The organism is Streptomyces sp. NPDC005181 (assembly GCF_040608395.1).
In the GTDB taxonomy this organism is placed as follows: Bacteria; Actinomycetota; Actinomycetes; order Streptomycetales; family Streptomycetaceae; genus Streptomyces.
Genome location: NZ_JBEXID010000076.1, coordinates 1 through 22,288 on the forward strand (window position 1 = coordinate 1; position 22,288 = coordinate 22,288).

Sequence of the window (22,288 nt, forward strand, 5' to 3'; positions counted from 1 at the left end):
ATGATCACGGTGGCCGTACTCATGCCCGCAGGCGCCCCATCACCCAGCTGGCCAGCACCGACGCGTCACACGACCGCATCTACAGCTGCCGTGTCTGACCGGCTTCGCGGCACTGCACACTCGCCGTACGCGCTCGGTGAGGACCATCGCGGCCTGCGCGGACGTGTTGCCCGAGGACGTACGATTCCCTATCGATGTCGTCTACACCTGGGTGGACGGTTCGGCCCCCGAATGGCAGCAGCGCCGCAATGCGTTCGGGCCTGGCGGATACCACAGCGAATCCGCGAACGCGGCTCGCTACATCAGTCGGGACGAACTCCTCTACTCACTCAGGGCATTGGAGCAGAATGCGCCCTGGGTGCGGCACATCTACGTGGTCACGGACCGTCAGCGGCCGACGTGGCTGAATGACCGCAGCTCGCGCATCACGGTCGTGGATCACTCGGAGATATTCAGCGACCCGACAGCTCTGCCGACTTTTAATTCCCACGCGATCGAGAGCCAGCTGCACCACATAGAAGGGCTCTCTGAGCACTTTCTGTATTTCAACGACGACATGTTCCTCGGCTGCCCTGTCACGCCGCAGAATTTCTTCTTGTCGAACGGAATGACCCGCACCTTCTTCTCGCCCTCTCAGGTGCCCCGGTGGGAACTGACTCTGGGGGACCGGCCCGTCGATGCCGCAGGGAAGAACAATCGTAGGATAATCCTGGAGAATTTTGGCTCCGCAATTGTGCAGAAGCTGCGCCACGCTCCGTACGCCCTGCGCCGCAGCGTTCTATACGAGATGGAGCAGGAACTCGCCGAAGCGCACTACAGCACGTCGCACAGTCGCTTCAGGAGTGCGACCGACATCTCGATCCCGTCCTCGTTGTACCACTACTACGCGTACTTCACCGGGCGTGCTGTGCCCTCCAGCATCAGTTTTGCCTACCTTGATCTGGCGAAACCTGAGATTGCGCGACGGCTGGGAATTCTCCTGGCACGGCGCGACCGACAGGCATTCTGCATCAACGACACAGTGTCCGACACGTTTGATGTGAACCGGCAGACCGTGATGCTCAATGAGTTCCTGGCGTCCTATTACCCGGTGCCGAGCCCGTTCGAGCGGAAGGGGCATGAAATCCGATGAAGATCTCCTTCCTCATCAACAACATTTACGGAATCGGCGGTACGAACCGCACGGTCATCAACCTCGCCGAGGCGCTGGCCGTGCGACATGAGGTCGAGATCGTCTCTGTTTTCAGGCGGGCGAATGCGACCAAGTTCGAGATCTCGCCGCGTATCACCGTGCGCGCCCTGGTGGATTTGCGTTCCGGATCCGCCGACCGGACTGCACAGGGCAGCGGCGATCCGAGTGAAGTCGTACCACGTCAGGAAGAGTTCTATGCGCAATACAGCAAATTCACCGATCAGCGCAACATTCAGGACCTGAGCCGTACGACTGCCGATGTCGTCATCGGGACCCGGCCCAGCCTGAACCTCTTCGTCGCCGCATTCACTCGAGATTCAGCATTGCGTGTCGCTCAGGAACACATGACCCATCTGGCCATTCCCCCGGCTGTCCGGGCGGAGATGTCACGTGTCTACCCACGGCTCGATGCCATCACCACGGTCACGGAAGCCGACGCGCGATCGTTCCTCGACAACACGCCGATCCCAGGCATTCCTGTGGTCGGGATCCCGAACAGCGTGCCACGCCCAGCCGTGGATCCTTCCGACTGCGCCCACAAGGTGGTGGTGAGCGCAGGACGCATACATCACATCAAACGCTACGACTTGCTCATCCGCGCCTTCGGTATGCTTGCGGACGAATTCCCTGATTGGCAGCTGCGGATCTACGGTGACGGTGGCGAAGCCCCCAAGCTGCGCGCGTTGGTCACTGAGCTCGGCCTCGCGGGTCGTGCGCTGCTCATGGGCGGCTTCTCGCCGATCGAGTCGGAGTGGGCCAAGGGCTCGATCGCGGCAGTCACCTCCAGCGCGGAGTCGTTCGGGATGACCCTGGTGGAGGCGATGCGGTGCGGTCTGCCTGTGGTCTCGACCGACTGTCCCGTCGGCCCCCGGGAGATCCTCCGTCACGGCGAGGACGGAATCCTTGTGAGAACCGAGGATTGCGAGGCGATAGCTCAGGGGCTGCGCACTCTCATGGCGGACGAGCCGCTACGCCGCGCCATGGGTGCGGCCGCGCTGAGGAATTCCGCCCGGTACGACCCCGAAGCCGTGGCCGACCGTTATGTCGACCTCTTCGAGGACGCGGCGAAGCGCCGTGCCGGTGCGGATCGCGACTACCGTCGCCCTGCCCGCGCACAGGATGCGGGCTCGGCCCTGCAAACGGTTCCTCCGTTGTCCATCGGTGCGGCCACCGTGAACGTCACGGCGGACGACGCCTGCTGGCTCCGGTTCACCGTGGACGGGCCCGAAGACGGCAAGCACCGCTGGCAGTTCGTACTGCGACACAATCCTTCGGACGGCACGCGACTTCCGGACATGCCATTGCGCACCGTCCGGAAGCCTCTCAGTAACGGCGGAACCCGCTACAGCGCGGCCCTCACTCCCTCGGCGCTCGACGAGCTCGGTGACGGACGGTGGCGGGTCACCATGTCCTCTGCCAAGGGCGTCAACGTCCATATGAAGGCAGGTATTCGGGACACCAGGAAGCTCATCGACGCCCGGGCCGGCACGATCGCGCAGTCCTCCGCTGCGCCGGTCGGCTGGAACCTGCCGTACGCGCAGCCCAACGGCAAGCTGATGCTCCGTACCGTGCTGCGCGACGATCATGTCGAGTGCACGGCCATCGACGTGGCGGACGGGCGGATCTCGGTGGCTGGAGTCCTGTGCGGCGGGCGCCGGATCATGCCCGGCGCGCTGTTCGTCGCCAGCCGACGCGGTATGCACCCGGCCAACTTCGCGGTCCCCGTGCAGGTCCAAGGCAATTCGTCCTTCCGGGTCGAGGCCCCGCTCAGGCAGGTCGTGGATCACCGGCTCGAGCGCTGGGAGGACTGGGACTGGTGGCTCCAGCCGGACCCGGCGGAGCGGCGCAAGTTCCGGGTCTGCCATCTGCTCGAGGACTTCCCCGATGTGAAGGGGGCGTACGCCTATCCAGCTGTACCGCTCGTCGGCGAGGTGATGTCGGACTTTGCAATGGTCCATCCTGCGAAGCCGGTACGAGTGAGGCCCTACTGCTCCACGTCCGGAGCGATGGCCATGAACGTCGTCGACCGCTAGAAGACCATGCATGGGAATGAAATGAAACGCACGATATTTATCCTCGGGGATTCCGTTCCAGCCCCTCGGACGGACGAGGAAGCCCCCATGGCCGGGTGGGGGCAGAAGATCCAGGATCTGCTCGTCGGCCCGATCGAAGTAGCCAACTATGCCCGGAGCGCGATGACGACGCGCAAGTACTTCACCGAGCGGCTGCCGGCCATGCTCAACCGGATGATCCCCGGCGACCTGGTTCTGATCGGCTTCGGGTGCGTGGACCATATGATCCACAATGGCATGCGACACGTACCGATCCCGGAATACCGGGAGCTGCTCGGTCTCTTCGTGGAGTACGTGCGGAGCGAGGGCGGGGTGCCGGTCCTGGTGACCCCGATGGCTCGCTACGCATTCTCGGCGAGCGGCGATGTGAAGAACACCATGGGCGCCTATCCGCAGGCCATGATCGATGTCGCCGTCGAGCGGGCGGTGCCGCTGGTGGATCTCAACCGCGTGACCACGGAACTCTGGGCGAAGATCGGTCCTACGCGACTTAGGCAGTACTTCTGCTGGGTGGATGCGGGAGTGCACCCCCTGCATCCCGACGGAAAGATCGACTCGACCCATCTGAACCACCTCGGCGCGTACGAGGTCGCACGCTATGTCGTTGCGGGCCTCTGCGAGCAGAACTTGTTGACGAGCGCTGACGTGGATGTTGCCTCGCTCGTGGAACCCCCGAGTCTGCCTCTGGTGTCGTACGAGTTCACGGTGCAGTCCCCGGAAGCGGCGCTGCACTACGGGCCGCCGGTCGGCGGGGCGCCTGCCATCTCCCAGCCGGCCTCCGGTGCTCGGGTGGGTCCCATGGCCAAGCTCTCCGGTGTCGCCGCGCCGGGCACGGATTACCTGCTCTTTTTCGAGCAGGGACAGTACATCGGCGGTACGGCGGTGGGTGGGGCCGGGCAGTGGCTCTGGCGACGTGCGGTCGAATGGACAACGGGCGACCATGTTGTTCAGTGCATCGGACTTCGTCAGGACGGTTGTTCGCCGGTGATCGAACACCACTTCTCGGTGATTTCCGAGGTGCCCCCGCCCGCGATCACGTTGCCGAAGGCTGACGGTTTCACCGCGCCCCGGGTGCGCATCGCGGGATCGGTCCAGCCGGGTGCGACAAAGATCGTCCTGCTGGAGAGTGGGGTGCTGATCGGGGCGACTGCGGTTGACGAGAAGGGCGAATGGGCTTTCACGCACCCGCATCGGTGGCGGGCTGGCAATCACGCTGTGGACGTCATCGCGCTGTTCGGGGCCCTGGAATCGCCTTCGGTCACGGTCAGATTCAAGGTTGTCGGGATTCCGGAGAACAGCCCGATCCGGTCTGCGGGACACACGCGCGAGGAATGCGGCGGGGTGTGTGAGCACCGGCCGTTCACCGGCGCATGGTGATCTGACGACCATCGGAGCAGGACACCGAAACGGGCCGTACAGGAGGAATCCTGTACGGCCCGTGCCAGCAAATAGGCGTCTGCGCGAAGGAAGTTACGCCGGGACGCTCGCCACGCCCTGCGCCAGGAACTTCTTGCCGTTCACCCGCTCCGAGACGCCCTCACGGTCCAGGTACGGCGTGATGCCGCCCAGGTGGAAGGGCCAGCCCGCACCGGTGATCAGGCAGAGGTCGATGTCCTGGGCCTCGGCGACGACGCCCTCGTCCAGCATCAGACCGATCTCCTGCGCCACCGCGTCCAGGACGCGGTCGCGGACCTGCTCCTCGGACAGGACGACATCGCCCTGCTTGAGGAGAGCGGCGACCTCCGGGTCCAGCTCCGGCTTGCCGGAGTCGTATACGTAGAAGCCGCGCTTACCGGCCTTGACGACCGCCGCGAGGTTCTCGGAGACGGTGAAACGCTCCGGGAAGGCGCGGTTCAGGGTCTCGGAGACATGCAGGCCGATGGCCGGGCCGACCAGCTCGAGGAGGACCAGCGGGGACATCGGCAGGCCGAGGGGCTCGATGGCCTTCTCGGCGACCTCGACCGGGGTGCCCTCGTCGATGACGTTCTGGATCTCGCCCATGAAGCGGGTGAGGATGCGGTTGACGACGAACGCCGGGGCGTCCTTCACCAGCACCGCGGTCTTCTTCAGCTTCCGCGCCACACCGAACGCCGTGGCCAGCGAGGCGTCGTCGGTCTGCTCACCGCGGACGATCTCCAGCAGCGGGAGGATCGCGACCGGGTTGAAGAAGTGGAAGCCGACGACCCGCTCCGGGTGCTGCAGCTTCGACGCCATCTCGGTGACCGAGAGGGACGAGGTGTTGGTGGCGAGGATCGCGTGCGCCGGGGCGACCGCCTCGACCTCCGCGAACACCTGCTGCTTGACGCCGATCTCCTCGAAGACGGCCTCGATGATGAAGTCGGCGTCGGAGAATCCCTCGGCCTTGTCCAGCACACCGGAGACCAGGGCCTTGAGGCGGTTGGCCTTGTCCTGGTTGATCCGGCCCTTGCCCAGCAGCTTCTCGATCTCGGCGTGGACATAGCCCACACCCTTGTCGACGCGCTCCTGGTCGATGTCGGTCAGGACGACCGGCACCTCCAGGCGGCGCAGGAAGAGCAGTGCCAGCTGCGAGGCCATCAGGCCGGCGCCGACGACGCCGACCTTGGTGACCGGGCGGGCCAGGCTCTTGTCCGGGGCACCGGCCGGGCGCTTGGCGCGCTTCTGGACCAGGTTGAAGGCGTAGATCCCGGAGCGCAGCTCGCCGCCCATGATCAGGTCCGCGAGGGCCTGGTCCTCGGCGTCGAATCCGGCGCTCAGGTCGCCGTCCTTCGCCGCGGCGATGATCTCCAGCGCGCGGTACGCGGCCGGGGCGGCGCCGTGCACCTTGGAGTCGGTGATGGCCTTGCCACGGGCGACGGCCTGGTCCCAGGCGTCACCGCGGTCGACCTCGGGGCGCTCCACCGTGACCGTGCCGTTCAGCACGTTCGCGGTCCAGATCAGCGACTGCTCCAGGAAGTCCGCACCCTCGAAGAGGGCATCGGCGATCCCGAGCTCGAAGACCTGCTTGCCCTTCAGCTGCCGGTTCTGGTTCAGCGAGTTCTCGATGATCACCGAGACCGCGCGGTCGGCACCGATCAGGTTCGGCAGCAGGGCGCAGCCGCCCCAGCCGGGGACCAGACCGAGGAAGACCTCGGGCAGCGAGAACGCGGGCAGCGCCTTGGAGACGGTGCGGTACGAGCAGTGCAGACCGACCTCGACACCGCCGCCCATCGCCGCGCCGTTGTAGTACGCGAACGTCGGGACCGCGAGGCCGGAGAGGCGGCGGAAGACGTCGTGGCCGCCCTTGCCGATGGCGAGCGCGTCGTCGTGGTTCTTCAGCAGCTCGACGCCCTTGAGGTCGGCGCCGACCGCGAAGATGAACGGCTTGCCGGTGATGCCGATACCGGCGATCGCACCCTCGGCGGCCTCCTTCTCGACCTGGTCGATGGCGGCGTCCAGGTTCGCCAGCGACTGCGGTCCGAAGGTGGTCGGCTTGGTGTGGTCCAGGCCGTTGTCCAGCGTGATGAGGGCGAACCTGCCCGCGCCCGCCGGCAGGTCGAGGTGGCGCACGTGCGCCTGCGTGACGACCTCGCCCGGGAACAGCTCGGCTGCGCCCTTCAGAAGCTCAGTGGTGGAGCTCATGCCTGACCCTCGCTTCGCTCGGCCCAGCATTCGCTCAGGCTGCACCTCTTGTCTGTTCGCTCGCTGCGCTCGCTCACGCGTTGCCTCCGTCGAAGTTCGGGTTCTCCCAGATGACCGTCGCGCCCATGCCGAAGCCGACGCACATGGTGGTCAGGCCGTAGCGGACCTGCGGCTGCTCCTCGAACTGGCGGGCCAGCTGCGTCATCAGACGCACACCGGACGAGGCCAGCGGGTGACCGTACGCAATGGCGCCGCCGTACTGGTTGACGCGCGCGTCGTCGTCGGCGATGCCGTAGTGGTCGAGGAAGGCGAGCACCTGAACGGCGAACGCCTCGTTGATCTCGAACAGGCCGATGTCACCGATCGACAGACCGGCCTTGGCGAGGGCCTTCTCCGTCGACGGGATCGGGCCGTACCCCATGACCTCGGGCTCGACACCCACGAAGGCGTACGAGACGAGGCGCATCTTGACCGGGAGGCCGAGCTCGCGGGCGACGTCCTCGGCGGCGAGCAGCGAGGCGGTGGCGCCGTCGTTGAGACCCGCGGCGTTACCGGCGGTGACGCGGCCGTGGGCGCGGAACGGGGTCTTCAGACCGGCCAGGGACTCCAGCGTGGTGCCCGGACGCATCGGCTCATCGGCGGTGACCAGGCCCCAGCCCGTCTCGCCGACCTCGGCGTTGGTGCGGCGCACGGAGACCGGCACGAGGTCCTGCTGGATCTTGCCGTTGGCGTACGCCTTGGCGGCCTTCTCCTGCGAGCGGACCGCGTACGCGTCGGCGCGGAGCTTGGTGATCTGCGGGTACCGGTCGTGCAGGTTCTCCGCGGTCATGCCCATGAACAGGGCGGACTCGTCGACCAGCTTCTCCGATACGAAGCGCGGGTTCGGGTCCACGCCCTCACCCATCGGGTGGCGGCCCATGTGCTCGACACCACCGGCGACGACGACGTCGTACGCGCCGAAGGCGATGGAACCGGCCGTCGACGTGACGGCGGTCAGGGCGCCCGCACACATGCGGTCGATGGAGTAACCGGGGACGGACTGCGGCAGACCGGCCAGGATTCCGGCGGTCCGGCCCAGCGTCAGACCCTGGTCGCCGATCTGGGTGGTCGCGGCGATGGCGACCTCGTCGATACGGGCCGGGTCCAGTTCCGGGTTGCGGCGCAGCAGCTCCCGGATGGCCTTCACGACGAGATCGTCTGCGCGGGTCTCGTGGTAGATGCCCTTCGGGCCCGCCTTGCCGAACGGGGTGCGGACGCCGTCGACGAAGACGACGTCCCGGATGGTACGAGGCACGATGGCTCTCCTCCAGGGTGCGGGATGGCACTGCTGCGCGGCACGCCCGGAAGCGCGCCGCCACCATCATGCTACTTGCGGGTAACCAGACTGCCCACCCCCCACGGCGGGAGCGGCGAAGGTCACATGCCGGGGCGGGGGCAACCTGGCGTGATTCCGCTCATCCCCGACCGTCCCAGGGACGCCTTCCGGCCGACGAAAACGCCCCCGGCCGACCGGCCGGGGGCGTTTTCGTCGCACGACGTCGTGGAACGTCGTACACAGAAGTCGTGCGAATGGGGAGGCGCGAGGGATCAGGCCGTCGCCGACGTCAGGGCGCGCAGCAGGAGCGGCGCGACCTGTTCGATCTGCCAGCGCCGGGCTCCGTACGTGGTGAGTACGTCCTCGACCGCGTCCGGCGTCGGGTCCTTCGGCGGCTCCCAGCAGACCCGGCGCACGGTGTCCGGCGTGATCAGGTTCTCCTGCGGCATGTGCAGCCGCTCGGCCAGCTCCGACACCGCGGCGCGGGCCGCCGAGAGCCGGGCTGCGGCCGCCGGGTCCTTGTCCGCCCAGGAGCGCGGCGGCGGCGGGCCCGTGAGGGGCTGGCCGGGCTGCGGGAGCTCGGCCTCGGGCAGCGCCTTGGCCCGGTCGATGGCTGCCTGCCACTGCTCCAGCTGACGCCGGCCCATGCGGTGGCCGAAGCCGGGCAGGGTGGTCAGCGCCTGGGCGTTCGGCGGGAGCGAGAGGGCCGCCTCGACGATCGCGGCGTCACCGAGGACCTTGCCGGGCGAGATGTCGCGGCGCTGAGCGACCTGATCACGGGCGTTCCACAGCTCCCGTACGACCGCCATCTGACGGCGGCGGCGGACCTTGTGCATGCCGGACGTGCGGCGCCACGGGTCCTTGCGCGGGGGAGCGGGCGGTGCCGAGGCGATCGCGTCGAACTCCTCCTGCGCCCACTCGAGCTTGCCCTGCCGGTCGAGCTCCTCCTCCAGGGCGTTGCGCAGATCGATCAGCAGCTCGACATCGAGCGCGGCGTAGCGCAGCCAGGGGTCGGGCAGCGGGCGGGTGGACCAGTCGACGGCGGAGTGCCCCTTCTCCAGCGCGTAGCCGAGCACGCTCTCGACCATCGCGCCGAGGCCGACCCGCGGGAAGCCCGCCAGCCGTCCGGCGAGTTCCGTGTCGAAGAGTTCGGTGGGTGCCATCCCTATTTCACGCAGACAGGGCAGGTCCTGGGTGGCGGCGTGCAGGATCCACTCGCTGCCGCGCAGCGCCTCACCGAGCGACGACAGGTCGGGGCAGCCGACCGGGTCGATCAGCGCGCTGCCCGCGCCGTCACGCCGCAGCTGTACGAGATAGGCGCGCTGGCCGTAGCGGTAGCCCGATGCGCGCTCGGCATCGACGGCGACGGGGCCGGTGCCCGCGGCGAAGGCCGCGACCACCTGGGCGAGGGCATCGTCGGAGGCCACCACCGGGGGAATGCCCTCGCGAGGTTCGAGCAAGGGGATCGGCGCCGGGGCGACGTCGGCCGGGGGAGCGCCCCCGGGGGTTCGCAGTGAAGTGTCTGCTGCGGTCTCTTGGGCGTCGGTCACGTGTCAAGGGTATCTGTGTATGCACGGCGCCCGTCGACGGAACGTTCCGTCGACGGGCGCCGATGAATGTAAACCAGCCGGTCCGTGTCGATCTGTCCGCCGGCCGGGGTGCGGGGGTCAGTGGATGATGCCCGTGCGCAGGGCCACGGCGACCATTCCGGCGCGGTCTCCGGTGCCGAGCTTGCGGGCGATGCGGGCGAGGTGGCTCTTGACGGTCAGGGCGGACAGCCCCATGGAGACGCCGATGGCCTTGTTGGACTGCCCTTCGGCGACCAGCCGGAGGACCTCCACCTCGCGGCCGGACAGTTCGCGGTAGCCGCCCGGGTGGCTCGGGGTGCCGGGGGGCCGGCGGTGCATACGGGCGGCATTGGCGCCGATGGGAGCGACGCCGGGGCGGGTGGGGTGGCCGATATTGGTGCGTGTGCCGGTGACGACATAGCCCTTCACGCCGCCCGCGAGGGCATTGCGTACGGCGCCGATGTCATCGGCGGCGGAGAGGGCGAGGCCGTTCGGCCAGCCGGCGGCTCGGGTTTCGGACAGCAGGGTCAGCCCGGAACCGTCGGGCAGATGGACGTCGGCAACACAGATGTCGCGCGGGTTGCCGACGCGGGGACGGGCCTCCGCGATGGACGACGCCTCGATGACGTCACGTACTCCGAGTGCCCACAGATGGCGGGTGACGGTGGAACGGACGCGCGGGTCGGCCACGACGACCATGGCCGTCGGCTTGTTCGGGCGGTAGGCGACCAGGCTTGCGGGCTGCTCGAGGAGAACGGACACCAGGCCTCCTGGGGAGTGGCGGGACGGGCCGGCTCGGGGATGAAGCCGGGGCGAACCGTGCTTGAAGGGTCATTGACCTCTTCGGCAGCAGACCCGTCCTCCTTTAGAGGAAGATCACGATTTAGTGAGTAACAATTCGGGCAAATCGGACGAGCGATCGATTGTACGAAAAGAATCCCGGTGGCTGTGCGAAGGCTGTGACGGATTGTTACCGTTAGATTTCGGTCTGCGTCAAGGGCTGAGGAGCGCAGCGGCCGGCTACGGAACCTGCGGGCCGCGCCGCTGAGGCAGCGTCACTACCGCCGCGTCGGCCGGACCCGACGGCGGCAGACCGGCGATCTGGCACAGCAGGTCCCCCCACGCCACCAGATGGGCCGCCGTGTCCGGCGCCCCGCCCCGCCCCTCGCGCGGGGTCCAGGACGCCCGGATCTCGATCTGCGTCGCCGGGCGCCGCTCGGACAGCGCACCGAAGTAGTGCGAGCCTGCCCGGGTGACCGTGCCGCCCGCCTCCCCGTACGACAGACCGCGCGCCTCCAGCGCACCGGTCAGCCAGGACCAGCACACCTCCGGCAGCAGCGGGTCGGAAGCCATCTCCGGCTCGAGCTCGGCGCGGACCAGCGTCACCAGCCGGAACGTGCCGTGCCAGGCTTCGTGCCCGGCCGGATCGTGGAGCAGCACCAGGCGGCCGTCCGCGAGATCCTCCTCGCCGTCGACGACCGCCGCCTCCACGGCGTACGCGTACGGAGCGAGACGCTGGGGCGGCCGAGTCGGCTCCACTTCCAGTTCGGGGCGGAGCCGCGCCGAGCGCAACGCTTCCACCGCCGACCGGAACGCGGGCGGGACGGAACTGCCCTCCGCACTGTCCTTGCTGTCAGCGCCATCGGATTGTTCGGAAAATTGTCCCTGAGCCGGAGCCATGCGGGGAAGAGTAGGCGGAACCGGAGCCTCGTGCAGGGAGGGACACCCGGCGCGGACCCGGCTCCTTACCACTTCATGCGAAGATTCTGTGCGTGAGTGCCAACGATCGCCCCTCGGGCCAGCAGACGAAGACCGCCGCCACCCATGAGTCGGCGTTCCTGAAGGCATGCCGCCGCGAGCCGGTGCCGCACACGCCGGTCTGGTTCATGCGTCAGGCAGGGCGGTCGCTGCCCGAGTACCTCAAGGTGCGCGAGGGCATCGCCATGCTCGACTCCTGCATGATGCCGGAGCTGGTCACGGAGATCACGTTGCAGCCCGTCCGCCGCCACAAGGTCGACGCGGCGATCTACTTCAGCGACATCGTCGTCCCGCTCAAGGCCATCGGGATCGACCTCGACATCAAGCCCGGTGTCGGCCCGGTCATCGCCGACCCGATCCGGACCCGCGCCGATCTGGCACGGCTGCGCGACCTCACGCCGGAGGACGTCCACTACGTCACCGAGGCCATCGGCATGCTCACCGCCGAGCTCGGCCCGACGCCGCTCATCGGGTTCGCCGGTGCGCCGTTCACTCTCGCGAGCTACCTCGTGGAGGGCGGCCCGTCCCGCAACCACGAGCGCACCAAGGCCATGATGTACGGCGAGCCGGAGCTCTGGGCCGAGCTCCTCGACCGGCTGGCCGAGATCACCGGCGCGTTCCTGAAGGTACAGATCGAGGCGGGCGCCTCGGCCGTGCAGCTCTTCGACTCCTGGGTCGGCGCGCTCGCCCCCGCCGACTACCGCCGCTCCGTGATGCCGGCCTCCGTGAAGGTCTTCGACGCCGTCGCCTCGTACGGTGTCCCGCGCATCCACTTCGGTGTCGGCACCGGTGAGCTGCTCGGGCTGATGGGCGAGGCGGGCGCGGATGTCGTCGGCGTCGACTGGCGGGTCCCGATGGACGAGGGCGCGCGTCGGGTAGGACCCGGCAAGGCGCTTCAGGGCAACCTCGACCCGGCGGTGCTGTTCGCGCCGACGGAGACGGTGGAGGCGAAGGCGCGCGAGGTGCTGGACGCGGCCGCCGGCCTGGAGGGCCACGTCTTCAACCTGGGCCACGGCGTGATGCCGACGACCGACCCGGACGCGCTGACGCGGCTCGTCGAGTACGTACACACGCAGACCGTCCGTTGAGGGCTGTCCCGTAGGGCGTCAGTACGGTACGGGCTCAGCCTCCGGCGGCGTTCGGGGACCAGACACGGTGACAGGCGCGGCACTCCAGCATGCCGTTCAGCCGGTTGCCGGAGACGACGGTCCGCATCCGCAAGCCCCCGCAGTCCGGGCAGGCCCGTCCGGTCCGGTCGGCCCAGCGGTGGCGCGGACGCCAGTCCTGCAGCGCGATGCCGATGGCCAGCGCGCCGACCACCACCACGGCCAGCAGCAGGATCCCGACCATGGACATGGCGCCTCCCCGTTCTACGATGCGGGCATCGTAGAACGGGGAGGCGCCGGTGTTGCCACCGGCGCCGGTCGGTACGTCAGACGGTGCCCCCCTGACGTACCGCCGTCACCGCCTTCCGCGCCGCCACCAGGATCGGGTCCCAGACCGGCGAGAACGGCGGGGCGTATCCGAGGTCGAGCGCCGTCATTTGTTCCACCGTCATCCCCGCGGTGAGCGCGACCGCGGCGATGTCCACCCGCTTCGCCGCCCCGTCCCGGCCCACGATCTGCACCCCGAGCAGTCGGCCCGTACGGTACTCCGCGAGCATCTTCACCGTCATCGGCTGGGCGCCCGGGTAGTAGCCTGCCCGGCCCGTCGACTCGATCGTCGCCGTGACGAACCGCAGCCCCACCGCGCGGGCGTCCTTCTCGCGCAGCCCCGTCCGGGCGATCTCCAGATCGCAGACCTTGCTGACCGCCGTGCCAACCACCCCCGGGAACGTCCCGTAGCCGCCGCCCGCGTTGGCCCCGATGATCTGGCCGTGCTTGTTGGCATGGGTGCCCAGCGCGATATGGCGGGTGCGGCCCGCCACCAGGTCGAGAACCTCGACGCAGTCGCCGCCCGCCCAGATGTTGTCGTGTCCGACGACCCGCATCGACAGATCGGTGAGCAGCCCGCCGTGCGGGCCGACCGGCAGGCCGGCTGCGCGGGCCAGCGTCGTCTCCGGTTCGACACCGATGCCGAGCACCACCACATCCGCCGGGTGGCTCGCGTCGTTCGTGGCGACCGCGGTCACCCGGCCGTCCGCGCCGGTGAGGATCTTGGTGACCTCGGCCCGGTTCACTGTCGTGATGCCCAGCCCGTCCATCGCGTCGTGGACCAGGCGCCCCATGTCGGGGTCGAGCGTCGCCATCGGCTGCTCGCCGCGATTGAGGACTGTCACCTCGAAGCCGTGCTTCAGCAGCGCCTCCGCCATCTCGACACCGATGTATCCGGCGCCGACGACGACCGCGCGTCGCCCCGGCGCCCGGTCCAGGGAGTTCAGCAGCGCCTGGCCGTCGTCCAGGGTCTGCACCCCGTGCACCCCCGCCGCGTCCATGCCGGGCAGGGCCGGGCGCACCGGCCGGGCCCCCGTCGCGATCACCAGCTTGTCGAAGCCGGTCCAGTACGTCTCCCCGCTCTCCCGGTCGAGCGCCCGCACCCGCTGCCCGGCGACATCGATCTCCGTCACCTCGGTGCGCATCCGCAGATCGATGGCGCGGGCCCGGTGCTCCTCGGGCGAACGGGCGATGAGGTCGTCCCGCTCCGGTACGTCGCCGCCGATCCAGTACGGGATACCGCAGGCGGAGTACGAGGTGAAGTGGCCCCGCTCGAAGGCGACGATGCTCAGCTCCTCCGGTCCCTTGAGCCTGCGGGCCTGGGACGCGGCGGACATGCCCGCCGCGTCCGCGCCGATGACCACCAGTCGCTCCGCTGTCATACCGGGTCCCTTCGAACGTCAACTCCGAAGGTCCACGCTACGACGTTCAGGGGGCGGTCGGAGCCTCAGGTGCTGCGGGAGCCTGCTCACCCGGCTGGGACGCCTGGGGCTCTCGGGGCGCCCGGCGCCGGGCGTGCCAGGTGCGCAGCAGCCGTCCGAGCAGCAGCAGCCCCGCCGCCGTGGCCAGGAACGGGGCCGCCGCACCCACCGCCATCGCAATCCACCGCACCATCGTCACGAACGCGTGCCAGCCGCCGCTGAGCGCGTCCACGAACCCCGGATCGTCGTCGTCCTTGCTGTTCGACGGGGACTCCGGCTCGGAGAGACTGAGTGTGATCGTCGCCAGGGCGGTGCGGTCCTTCAGCGACTTCTGCTGGGCGAGAAGCGACTCCAGTTCGGCCTGGCGGCTGCTCAGTTCCCCTTCCAGGGTGACCACATCGGCGAGTTTGTCGGCCCGGTCCATCAGCTTCCGCACCCGGGCGACGCTCGCCCGCTGGGTGGCTATCCGGCTCTCCACGTCGACGACCTGATCGGTGACGTCCTTCGCCGTCGACGTCCGGGACAGCAGCTTCCCGCCGCCCGCCAGCTCCCGCAGCACGGCGTCGTACTCACCCTGCGGCACCCGCAGCACGATGTGCGACATCTCGTGCGTGGCGTCGATCCGCTCGGTGGACTCGCTCGACACCAGACCGCCCGCACTCTCCGCCGCCGCACGGGCCGCCGCGACCGCCCTCGGCACACTCTTCACCTCCACGGAGAGCGAGGCCTTGCGGATGACATGGGAGGCGGACAGTGCGGGGGACTTCTTCGACTGGGCCGACCCGCTGCCGGCGGACCCACGGTCCGCCTCCCCGGCGGCGGAGTCGGCGCGTCCGGCGGAGGACGCGGCGTTCTCGTCCGCGGCGCGCGGCGCGCTCTTGTTGTCGGCACTGCTGCCGGCTCCGTCGCCGGCTCCGCAGCCGCTCAGCGCGAGCAGTGCGGCGAGCATTCCGGCGGCGAGAGCCGTGCGCGAACGGTGTGTGTACGAGTGGTCCGGATGGCGGCCTGGCTGCATAACTGCTCCCCCTGGGCGGGTGATCGATGGTGCCGGTTCGACGTTCGGGACCGGGGTCCGGGTTGCCCATTACCGGTTTCGAAGCGGTCACGTTCGGGACTCGAAAGAGGTTTGAGAGAGTGGAGGCATGCAGCGTTCAATAAACCGCGTGGACACAGGTACGGGTCATGTCGTCGTCATCGGCGGCGGCATCGCCGGACTCGCGGCCGCCCACCGGCTCCTCGCCACCGGGCTGCGGGTCACCCTCCTGGAGGCGACCGACCGGCTCGGCGGCAAGCTCATGACCGGTGAGATCGCGGGTACCCAGGTCGATCTGGGTGCGGAGTCGATGCTGGCCAGACGGCCGGAGGCGGTCGATCTGGCGCGGGCCGTCGGGCTCGGCGACCGGCTTCAGCCGCCCGCCACGGCCACCGCGTCGATCTGGACGCGCAACGAACTGCGGCCCATGCCCAAGGGCCATGTGATGGGCGTGCCGGGCGACCCCGCCGCGCTCGGCGGGGTGCTCTCACCGGAGGGCCTCGCCCGTATCGCGCAGGAGCGGGACCTCACCCCGACCGCCGTCGGCGACGACGTCGCGGTCGGTGCGTACGTCGCGGACCGGCTGGGCCGCGAGGTCGTCGACCGGCTCGTCGAACCGCTGCTCGGCGGGGTGTACGCGGGCGATGCCTACCGGCTGTCGATGCGCGCCGCCGTCCCGCAGCTCTTCGAGCTGGCCCGGCAGGGTGGCTCGCTGCTCGACGGCGTACAGCGCATCCAGCGGCAGGCGGCGGCACGGCAGCAGACCGGCCCGGTCTTCCAGGGCATCGACGGCGGCATCGGCACCCTGCCGGACGCGGTCGCCGACGCCGTGCGCGCCGGGGGTGGCGAGATCCTCACCGCCACGCCCGTGCTGGGTCTGACCCGTACCACCGACGGCTGGGACATCCGCACCGACACCCGGGTGATCACCGCCGACGGCATCGTCCTCGCCACGCCCGCCTGGTCCGCATCCACGCTGCTCGCCGCCGAGTCCGCGACCGCCTCCGTCGAGCTGGCGGGCGTCGAGTACGCGTCGATGGCGCTGGTCACCCTGGCGTTCCGGCGCTCCGACGTTCTGGCCACGGGCGCCCTCGACGGGCGCTCCGGCTTCCTCGTACCGCCGGTCGACGGCCGCACCATCAAGGCCTCCACCTTCTCCACCCACAAGTGGCAGTGGGTCGCCGACGCCGCCCCCGACCTGTTCGTCCTGCGTACCTCCGTCGGCCGGTACGGCGAGGAGGACCACCTGCACCGCGAGGACACCGAACTCGTCGACGTCTCGCTGCGCGACCTCGCCGAGGCGACCGGTCTCACCGCGAAGCCGGTGGACACGGAGGTCACCCGGTGGATCGGCGGCCTGCCCCAGTATCCCGTCGGCCATCTGACGCGGGTCGCCCGGATCCGCGACGAGGTCGCCAAGCTGCCGGCACTTCGGGTCTGCGGAGCGGTGTACGACGGTGTCGGCATCCCGGCCTGCATCGCCAGTGCCCACCGGGCCGCGGACGAGATCGCCGCCGATCTCACGGGAGAGATCATTACCACTGCGACCCTGGTTCAGGGCACACGGAGCGAGGCGGGACAATAGCCGTATGAGTGCGCCTGAGAAGATCCCCAACGCCGGTAAGAAGGCCAAGGACCTCAACGAGGTCATCCGCTACACGCTGTGGTCCGTCTTCAAGCTTCGTGATGTGCTCCCCGCCGACCGCGCCGGTTACGCCGACGAGGTCCAGGAGCTGTTCGACCAGCTCGCCGCCAAGGACGTCACCGTCCGTGGCACCTATGACGTCTCCGGCCTGCGTGCCGACGCCGACGTCATGATCTGGTGGCACGCCGAGACGGCGGACGAGCTGCAGGAGGCGTACAACCTCTTCCGGCGCACCAAGCTGGGCCTGGCGCTGGAGCCGGTCTGGTCGAACATGGCGCTGCACCGCCCCGCCGAGTTCAACAAGGCGCACATCCCGGCGTTCCTGGCCGACGAGACGCCGCGCAACTACATCAGCGTGTACCCCTTCGTGCGCAGCTACGACTGGTACCTGCTGCCCGACGAGGACCGCCGCCGGATGCTCGCGGACCACGGCAAGATGGCCCGTAGCTTCCCCGACGTCCGCGCCAACACCGTCGCCTCCTTCTCGCTCGGCGACTACGAGTGGGTCCTGGCCTTCGAGGCCGACGAGCTCTACCGCATCGTCGACCTCATGCGTCATCTGCGGGCCTCCGAGGCGCGGATGCACGTCCGCGAGGAGGTCCCCTTCTACACGGGCCGCAGGAAGTCCGTCGCAGACCTGGTGGCCGGGCTTGCGTAGCGAGCGGGCTCCGACCACCCCAACCCGGAAGATCAGACGGCGGGCGCCGGCGCACGGCTGTGCGCTGCCCGCCGCTCCAGCGACACCGGGTTCGGCTCCGGGCGCGCCGTAGGCTCTGACCTGTGGTGTTCCCGGGACGGGCGGGGGAGTGACACGTCCTTCCCCGCTCGTCCTCGGCCTCCGGCGCGGGCCGGTTACCTGCTCCCTGGGAGCGCGGCGGGCCCGGAGTGCGATGCGGCGGCCGTACGGCTTCGAATGGTCGAGCGGGACGTCGATCCCTGCCGCGCTGTATTCAGTGACCTTGGTGCGGGGGATGCGCCGGGTGGCCGCCACCCGAGAGCGCGGCGCGCAGCGCCGGATCGCCGACGGCACGGACACCTCGTACGGCGACCGCCGTCAGGACGTCGTGATCCGCGCCGCCCGCCGGGGCGGCGACCGAATTCAGCACCCGCTGCCCGGTGGGGGAGGCCCAGGAACTGTACGGATGGATCTCCATCCGGGCGATGGCCAGAGCGCCGAGCGTCAGGACGAGCGGCAGCCCGAACCAGACGAGTTCGGCGGCCTCCGGGCTGCCGATCCCGCGCCCCTGGCCGGGAAACAGCAGCGCGGCACCCGCCATCACGGCCGCCAGCAGGGCCGATCCGCGCACCGCGCGCACCGCCGACGCGATGTCCGTCCGTTCGCCGCCGGGCAGGGCCAGACCCGCCCTGACGAGGCGGTCGGCGAGAGCGCGTACGGCATCGGCGGCGGCGGTCGCCGAACGTACCGGAGGTATCGGCGACTGCCCCTCCGGGCCGATGGCACGGATCACCGTGCGCTCGACCTCGTCCCGGCCCTCGGGGTCGACGACCGTGGCCCAGCCGGTGTGGGCAAGCAGCAGACGGCGGCGCAGATGCATGGTGACGAGGGCGAGGTCGACGACTCGGTGCGGGCCGCCTGTCAGGAACGCCGTCTCGTACAGGGTCAGTTCGACGTCTCCGGGGTCCCGCGCCCGGTCGACGGACGCGGCGGCCAGACAGAGCCGGAGACAGGACAGGGCCGCCGCACCCCATGCGACCAGCAGAAACAGAACCCAGAGCATGTCGGGATTTCTATGCGAGGCGGATGGCGGAGCGCCACGGCTGTCCACCATGCGGACGGTGGACCGAGGTGACCGAAGCGGCTGTGGAGGCCGCGCCGCCCTCTCACGAGCTGCTGCTGCAGCTCGAACCACTGCTGCTGGAGCAACTGGAGCCGGAGCTGCTGGAGCAACTGGAACCACTGCTGCTGGAGCAGTTGGAGCCGGAGCTGCAACTGCTTCCTGAACTGCACCCGCCACCTCCGCAGTTGCTGCCTCCGCCGCCGCCCGGGGATCCGCTGGAACTTCCGCAGCCGGAGTCGGCCGGGCCCGAACCGGCGCACCACGCCGTCGCCATGAGGTAGTCGTCACTGCCGGACGAGGACGAGGAGAGGTGCGAGGGCGACATGGGCCGCCGTCCGCCGGTCGTCCGCATCCGCGCCGCTGTCACCAGTTGTGTCCGCAGTACGGGATCGGGCAGCGCACGCAGTCCGAGCGTCGCCACCAGATGGGCCGGCTCCGCGGTGCCGGCGTAGGCGGCGCGGTACTGCTGGGCCGCCTGCCGGCCTGCGCCGGTGATCCGGGCACGGGCCATGCCCGCGCAGACCAGCCCGATCGGGACACCCACGACCAGGGCAGGGAGCACCTTGACGACGAAGGGCACGGAGAAGTCGGTCGGGTCGTTCTCCGCCACGAACTGAGCCACCGTCACCGCGAACGAGGCCGGAATGGCCAGCAGGCAGCCGAGCCCCTGGAACACGCCCCAGCGGCGCCACTTCCGGGTGGTCTCCGGTGCGGCCAGCAGACCGCGGGCCGCAAGTCCGTCGCCGACCTCCTGCACGGCCGGGTGCCGCATCGCCGCGTCCCGCAGGGTGTGCAGCGCGCCGCTCGGGGCGGCGGCGTGCGCCTGGAGCACGGCCCTCTCCACCGGATCGTGGGCGACCGGCCGCGTGACGGCGACGATGCCGGGGCCGCCGACCACCAGGCGTCCGTCCGTCTGCAGCGCGGTGAGCGCGGTGTCCACCACCCTGCCGGGCCCGCCGTTCAGGAAGGCCGCTTCGTAGAGGTCGTGCACGGGGCCACCCGGTCCGCGCCGGGCCTTGGCGAGCCCCGTGATCAGGAGTGTCGAGGAGACGACGATGCCGAGCGTCGCGAGCAGAGCGACGACGTTCATGGCGGTCACCGTCCGATGAGCGTGGCGCGGGCGGCCCGTACCAGCCGGGTGGCGCGACGGGGCGGCCTGGCGGCCGCACGGTCCTGCCACCAGCGGGTCAGCCGACGCCGGGCGGCGTCGTCCGCGGGCCGGCCGGTGAGCAGCAGCTGCTCGGCGAAGTCCAGTGCGTCGCGCCGGTATCCGGCGGACATGGGGCGGGTCCTGGCGTACGCGAGGAAGGCGTTCCGGTAGCCGTCTCCGAGGATCCCGGGCAGCTCGGGCGCCACCTTGGCGACGACGTCGGCCCGCTTGGCGGCCAGGGCACGGCTCTGGATGCCGAGGCGGCGGTGGTCGAAGCCTTCGGGGGCGGGGGTGCCTGCCACGAGCGCGGAGAGCAAGGCGGTCTGCGCGACGGCGGCGCGGTCGCGCGCGGCATCGGTGTCGCGGCTGGTGGCGGTAGCGCTGGTGGTGGCAGTGGCGGTGGCCCCGTCTGTGGGCTCGACCGGGGAGGCAGCCGGGGCGACGCAGCCGTAGCCGTGCGCCCCCGCCTCGGACCCGGAGCCCGGCCGGGCCTTCCCCGCCGCTTCCAACGTGGCGCGGATCGCTGTCAGTTCGTCCGCCAGTTCCTCCGCCGGCGGGAAGTCGTCGTCGCGCTCGAGCAGAACGCCGGGCGGGCCGACCCGGGAGCGGAGTTCGGCGAGTACGTCCAGGACGGGCCGGGTCACCGGGTGGGCGTGCGTGTCGTGCCAGACGCCGTCCTTCTCGACGCCGCCCGCCACATGGACGTACGCGATCGCCTCCACCGGCAGTTCGTCGAGCGCCTTCGCGGGGTCCTCGCCACGGTTGACGTGGTTGGTGTGCAGGTTGGCGACATCGATCAGCAGCCGGACCCCGGTGCGCTCGACCAGCTCCGCCAGGAACTGGCCCTCGGTCAGCTCCTCGCCGGGCCAGGCGATCAGCGCCGCGATGTTCTCCAGCGCCAGCGGCACCGGCAGCGAGTCCTGCGCGATCCGCACGTTCTCGCACAGGACGTCCAGCGCTTCCCGGGTCCGCGGTACGGGAAGCAGATGGCCCGCTTCGAGCCGGGGAGACGCGGTGCGCGGCCCCCCGGCCCGCACGAATGCGATGTGCTCCGTGACCAGCGGCGTGTCCAGCAGCACGGCCCGGGCGGCGAGGTCGGCGAGCCGGCCGGGGTCGGGGCGGTCGGCCCCGCCGAGCCCCAGCGAGACGCCGTGCGGGACGACGGTCACGCCGCGCGCCCGGAGCCGTGCCAGGGATTCGGGCAGGTGGTCGATGCAGAGGTTCTCCGCGACCGCTTCCACCCAGTCGATCCCCGGCAGTGCCTCCACCGCCTCAGCGATCTCCGGCCGCCAACCGATACCGATGCCCAGCTCCATGGTGTCCCCCTCCTCCACTCCGTGCAGGGGTAATGGCCCCGGCGGGCGGTGGCCAATCCGAAGAGGGGGACGTTCAGAGCAGGATTTGAGGTTCCGGTCCCGAACGGGCCGGATCAGGGCATCGGCATCGTGGACGGACGCGAGGTGAACGACTGGTCACCGGTCGGCTCCGCGGGCACCGGCTGGGGCGGCACCACCCCGCCGGCCGGCGGGGGCGGACCGGTCGGACTGGCCGTCGCCGCGGCCGCCGCGTCGCGGGCGATCGCGTCGTAGTCGACGAAGCCGGTGCCCTCCAGCATGGTGATGTGGTCCAGCACGGTCTGGTTGGTGTCGGTCGCCAGCTGACGGATCAGCGAATTGCGGGTCGTGGCCCGGACCTGGGCGACCAGAGCGAAGACCTTGCCGTGCGCGGACCGCAGCAGATTGGCGAATTTGCGCTCGTAGTCCTCGCCGCTCGCCGCCGTCAGCTCGCGCAGCCAGCCCTGCTGCTGCTCGGTCGGCTGGTTCGGCAGCTCCACCCCGAGCTTGGCGGCCACGTCCCGGGCCCGGCGGTCCAGATCCGTGTGCCCGACCACCAGATGGTCCCCGGCGGCCTTGACCGCCTCGCTCGGCGCACGCTCGATGGCCTGCTGCCCGGCGGGGAGCTCCCAGAGCCCGGCCAGGCGCACCCTCACCAGGAAGTCCCGGTCGGTCGCGGAGAGCGGACCCCACTGGGTGGCGACGGACGACGCGCTGAGATTGGCCTGACCGGTGCCGGAACGGTCGGCGTAGGACCAGACGGGGTAGGCGAGCGCGCCGAGCGTGGCGACAAGTGCCGCGATGATGAGGGCCGTTCCGTTGATGCGTCGCAACAAGGTTTCTCCCGGGCCGAGATGTGACGGCGTCGAATCAGCTGCCGGTTCCAACGACCGCCGCCTGACTGATCGTTCAAGATACTGGTCAGTAGTGCCGGTTACGGCAGTATCGGGAGATACGCAGCGGCGCAC

General features: G+C 69.9%; 18 protein-coding genes. 6 read left to right on the plus strand and 12 right to left on the minus strand.

Going from position 1 to position 22,288, the window contains the following annotated elements; all coding sequences use genetic code 11:
• Positions 1–136 precede the first annotated feature (136 nt).
• The 3 genes from ABZV38_RS31555 to ABZV38_RS31565 are packed head-to-tail and all read left to right on the plus strand — an operon-like array spanning position 137 to position 4,641.
• On the plus strand, positions 137–1,132 hold the full coding sequence (locus ABZV38_RS31555) for a stealth family protein (RefSeq protein WP_356331858.1): 996 nt from the start codon (positions 137–139) through the stop codon (positions 1,130–1,132).
• Positions 1,129–3,225, plus strand: coding sequence for a glycosyltransferase family 4 protein (locus ABZV38_RS31560; RefSeq protein ID WP_356331859.1), 2,097 nt, complete (start codon positions 1,129–1,131; stop codon positions 3,223–3,225). The genes ABZV38_RS31555 and ABZV38_RS31560 overlap by 4 nt, the downstream gene beginning before the upstream one ends.
• 21 nt (positions 3,226–3,246) lie before the next feature.
• Entirely contained in the window at positions 3,247–4,641 is a 1,395-nt protein-coding gene (locus ABZV38_RS31565) for a GDSL-type esterase/lipase family protein (protein ID WP_356331860.1), read from the plus strand.
• A 93-nt stretch (positions 4,642–4,734) separates the two neighbouring features.
• Here the strand turns inward: ABZV38_RS31565 and ABZV38_RS31570 are convergent, their stop codons facing one another.
• The 5 genes from ABZV38_RS31570 to ABZV38_RS31590 all read right to left on the minus strand — a co-directional run bounded on the left by ABZV38_RS31570 (position 4,735) and on the right by ABZV38_RS31590 (position 11,427).
• A complete protein-coding gene (locus ABZV38_RS31570) occupies positions 4,735–6,864 on the minus strand; it encodes a 3-hydroxyacyl-CoA dehydrogenase NAD-binding domain-containing protein (RefSeq protein WP_356331861.1) in 2,130 nt (709 codons plus the stop codon).
• 73 nt (positions 6,865–6,937) lie between these two features.
• Entirely contained in the window at positions 6,938–8,158 is a 1,221-nt protein-coding gene (locus tag ABZV38_RS31575; RefSeq protein WP_356331862.1) for an acetyl-CoA C-acyltransferase, read from the minus strand.
• A gap of 293 nt (positions 8,159–8,451) precedes the next feature.
• Positions 8,452–9,729: a ribonuclease D gene (locus ABZV38_RS31580; protein WP_356331863.1), complete on the minus strand. Its 1,278-nt coding sequence runs from the start codon at positions 9,727–9,729 to the stop codon at positions 8,452–8,454.
• Between the two features lie 117 nt (positions 9,730–9,846).
• Entirely contained in the window at positions 9,847–10,509 is a 663-nt protein-coding gene (locus ABZV38_RS31585) for a response regulator transcription factor (protein ID WP_024488613.1), read from the minus strand.
• Positions 10,510–10,767: 258 nt separating this feature from the next.
• The gene (locus ABZV38_RS31590; RefSeq protein ID WP_356331864.1) at positions 10,768–11,427 is read right to left on the minus strand and encodes a DUF3000 domain-containing protein; all 660 of its coding nucleotides are present in this window, start codon (positions 11,425–11,427) and stop codon (positions 10,768–10,770) included.
• A 92-nt stretch (positions 11,428–11,519) separates the two neighbouring features.
• Between ABZV38_RS31590 and hemE the strand changes: the two genes are divergently transcribed.
• On the plus strand, positions 11,520–12,593 hold the full coding sequence (gene hemE / locus ABZV38_RS31595) for a uroporphyrinogen decarboxylase (RefSeq protein ID WP_356331865.1): 1,074 nt from the start codon (positions 11,520–11,522) through the stop codon (positions 12,591–12,593).
• 34 nt (positions 12,594–12,627) lie between these two features.
• On the opposite strand, the gene ABZV38_RS31600 is transcribed toward hemE, so the two are convergent.
• The 3 genes from ABZV38_RS31600 to ABZV38_RS31610 all read right to left on the minus strand — a co-directional run bounded on the left by ABZV38_RS31600 (position 12,628) and on the right by ABZV38_RS31610 (position 15,374).
• On the minus strand, positions 12,628–12,861 hold the full coding sequence (locus ABZV38_RS31600) for a hypothetical protein (RefSeq protein ID WP_356331866.1): 234 nt from the start codon (positions 12,859–12,861) through the stop codon (positions 12,628–12,630).
• A 76-nt stretch (positions 12,862–12,937) separates the two neighbouring features.
• Entirely contained in the window at positions 12,938–14,320 is a 1,383-nt protein-coding gene (locus tag ABZV38_RS31605) for an FAD-dependent oxidoreductase (protein WP_356331867.1), read from the minus strand.
• Between the two features lie 46 nt (positions 14,321–14,366).
• The gene (locus ABZV38_RS31610) at positions 14,367–15,374 is read right to left on the minus strand and encodes a DUF4349 domain-containing protein (protein ID WP_356331868.1); all 1,008 of its coding nucleotides are present in this window, start codon (positions 15,372–15,374) and stop codon (positions 14,367–14,369) included.
• Between the two features lie 127 nt (positions 15,375–15,501).
• Here ABZV38_RS31610 and hemG point away from each other — a divergent pair, with 127 nt between their 5' ends.
• Together hemG and hemQ are read left to right on the plus strand one after the other, a co-directional pair.
• A complete protein-coding gene (gene hemG / locus ABZV38_RS31615) occupies positions 15,502–16,977 on the plus strand; it encodes a protoporphyrinogen oxidase (RefSeq protein ID WP_356331869.1) in 1,476 nt (491 codons plus the stop codon).
• A 4-nt stretch (positions 16,978–16,981) separates the two neighbouring features.
• Positions 16,982–17,695, plus strand: coding sequence for a hydrogen peroxide-dependent heme synthase (gene hemQ, locus ABZV38_RS31620; protein ID WP_356331870.1), 714 nt, complete (start codon positions 16,982–16,984; stop codon positions 17,693–17,695).
• Positions 17,696–17,987: 292 nt separating this feature from the next.
• On the opposite strand, the gene ABZV38_RS31625 is transcribed toward hemQ, so the two are convergent.
• The 4 genes from ABZV38_RS31625 to ABZV38_RS31640 form a co-directional block, all read right to left on the minus strand.
• Positions 17,988–18,776: a TIGR04222 domain-containing membrane protein gene (locus ABZV38_RS31625; protein ID WP_356331871.1), complete on the minus strand. Its 789-nt coding sequence runs from the start codon at positions 18,774–18,776 to the stop codon at positions 17,988–17,990.
• A 103-nt stretch (positions 18,777–18,879) separates the two neighbouring features.
• Positions 18,880–19,926 (minus strand): TIGR04222 domain-containing membrane protein, encoded by a 1,047-nt coding sequence (locus ABZV38_RS31630; RefSeq protein ID WP_356331872.1) that lies wholly within the window; start codon positions 19,924–19,926, stop codon positions 18,880–18,882.
• A 5-nt stretch (positions 19,927–19,931) separates the two neighbouring features.
• A complete protein-coding gene (locus ABZV38_RS31635) occupies positions 19,932–21,302 on the minus strand; it encodes a DUF692 domain-containing protein (protein ID WP_356331873.1) in 1,371 nt (456 codons plus the stop codon).
• A gap of 113 nt (positions 21,303–21,415) precedes the next feature.
• Complete coding sequence (locus ABZV38_RS31640) at positions 21,416–22,153, minus strand: DUF4142 domain-containing protein (protein WP_356331885.1); 738 nt, start codon at positions 22,151–22,153, stop codon at positions 21,416–21,418.
• Between the last annotated feature and the right edge of the window lie 135 nt (positions 22,154–22,288).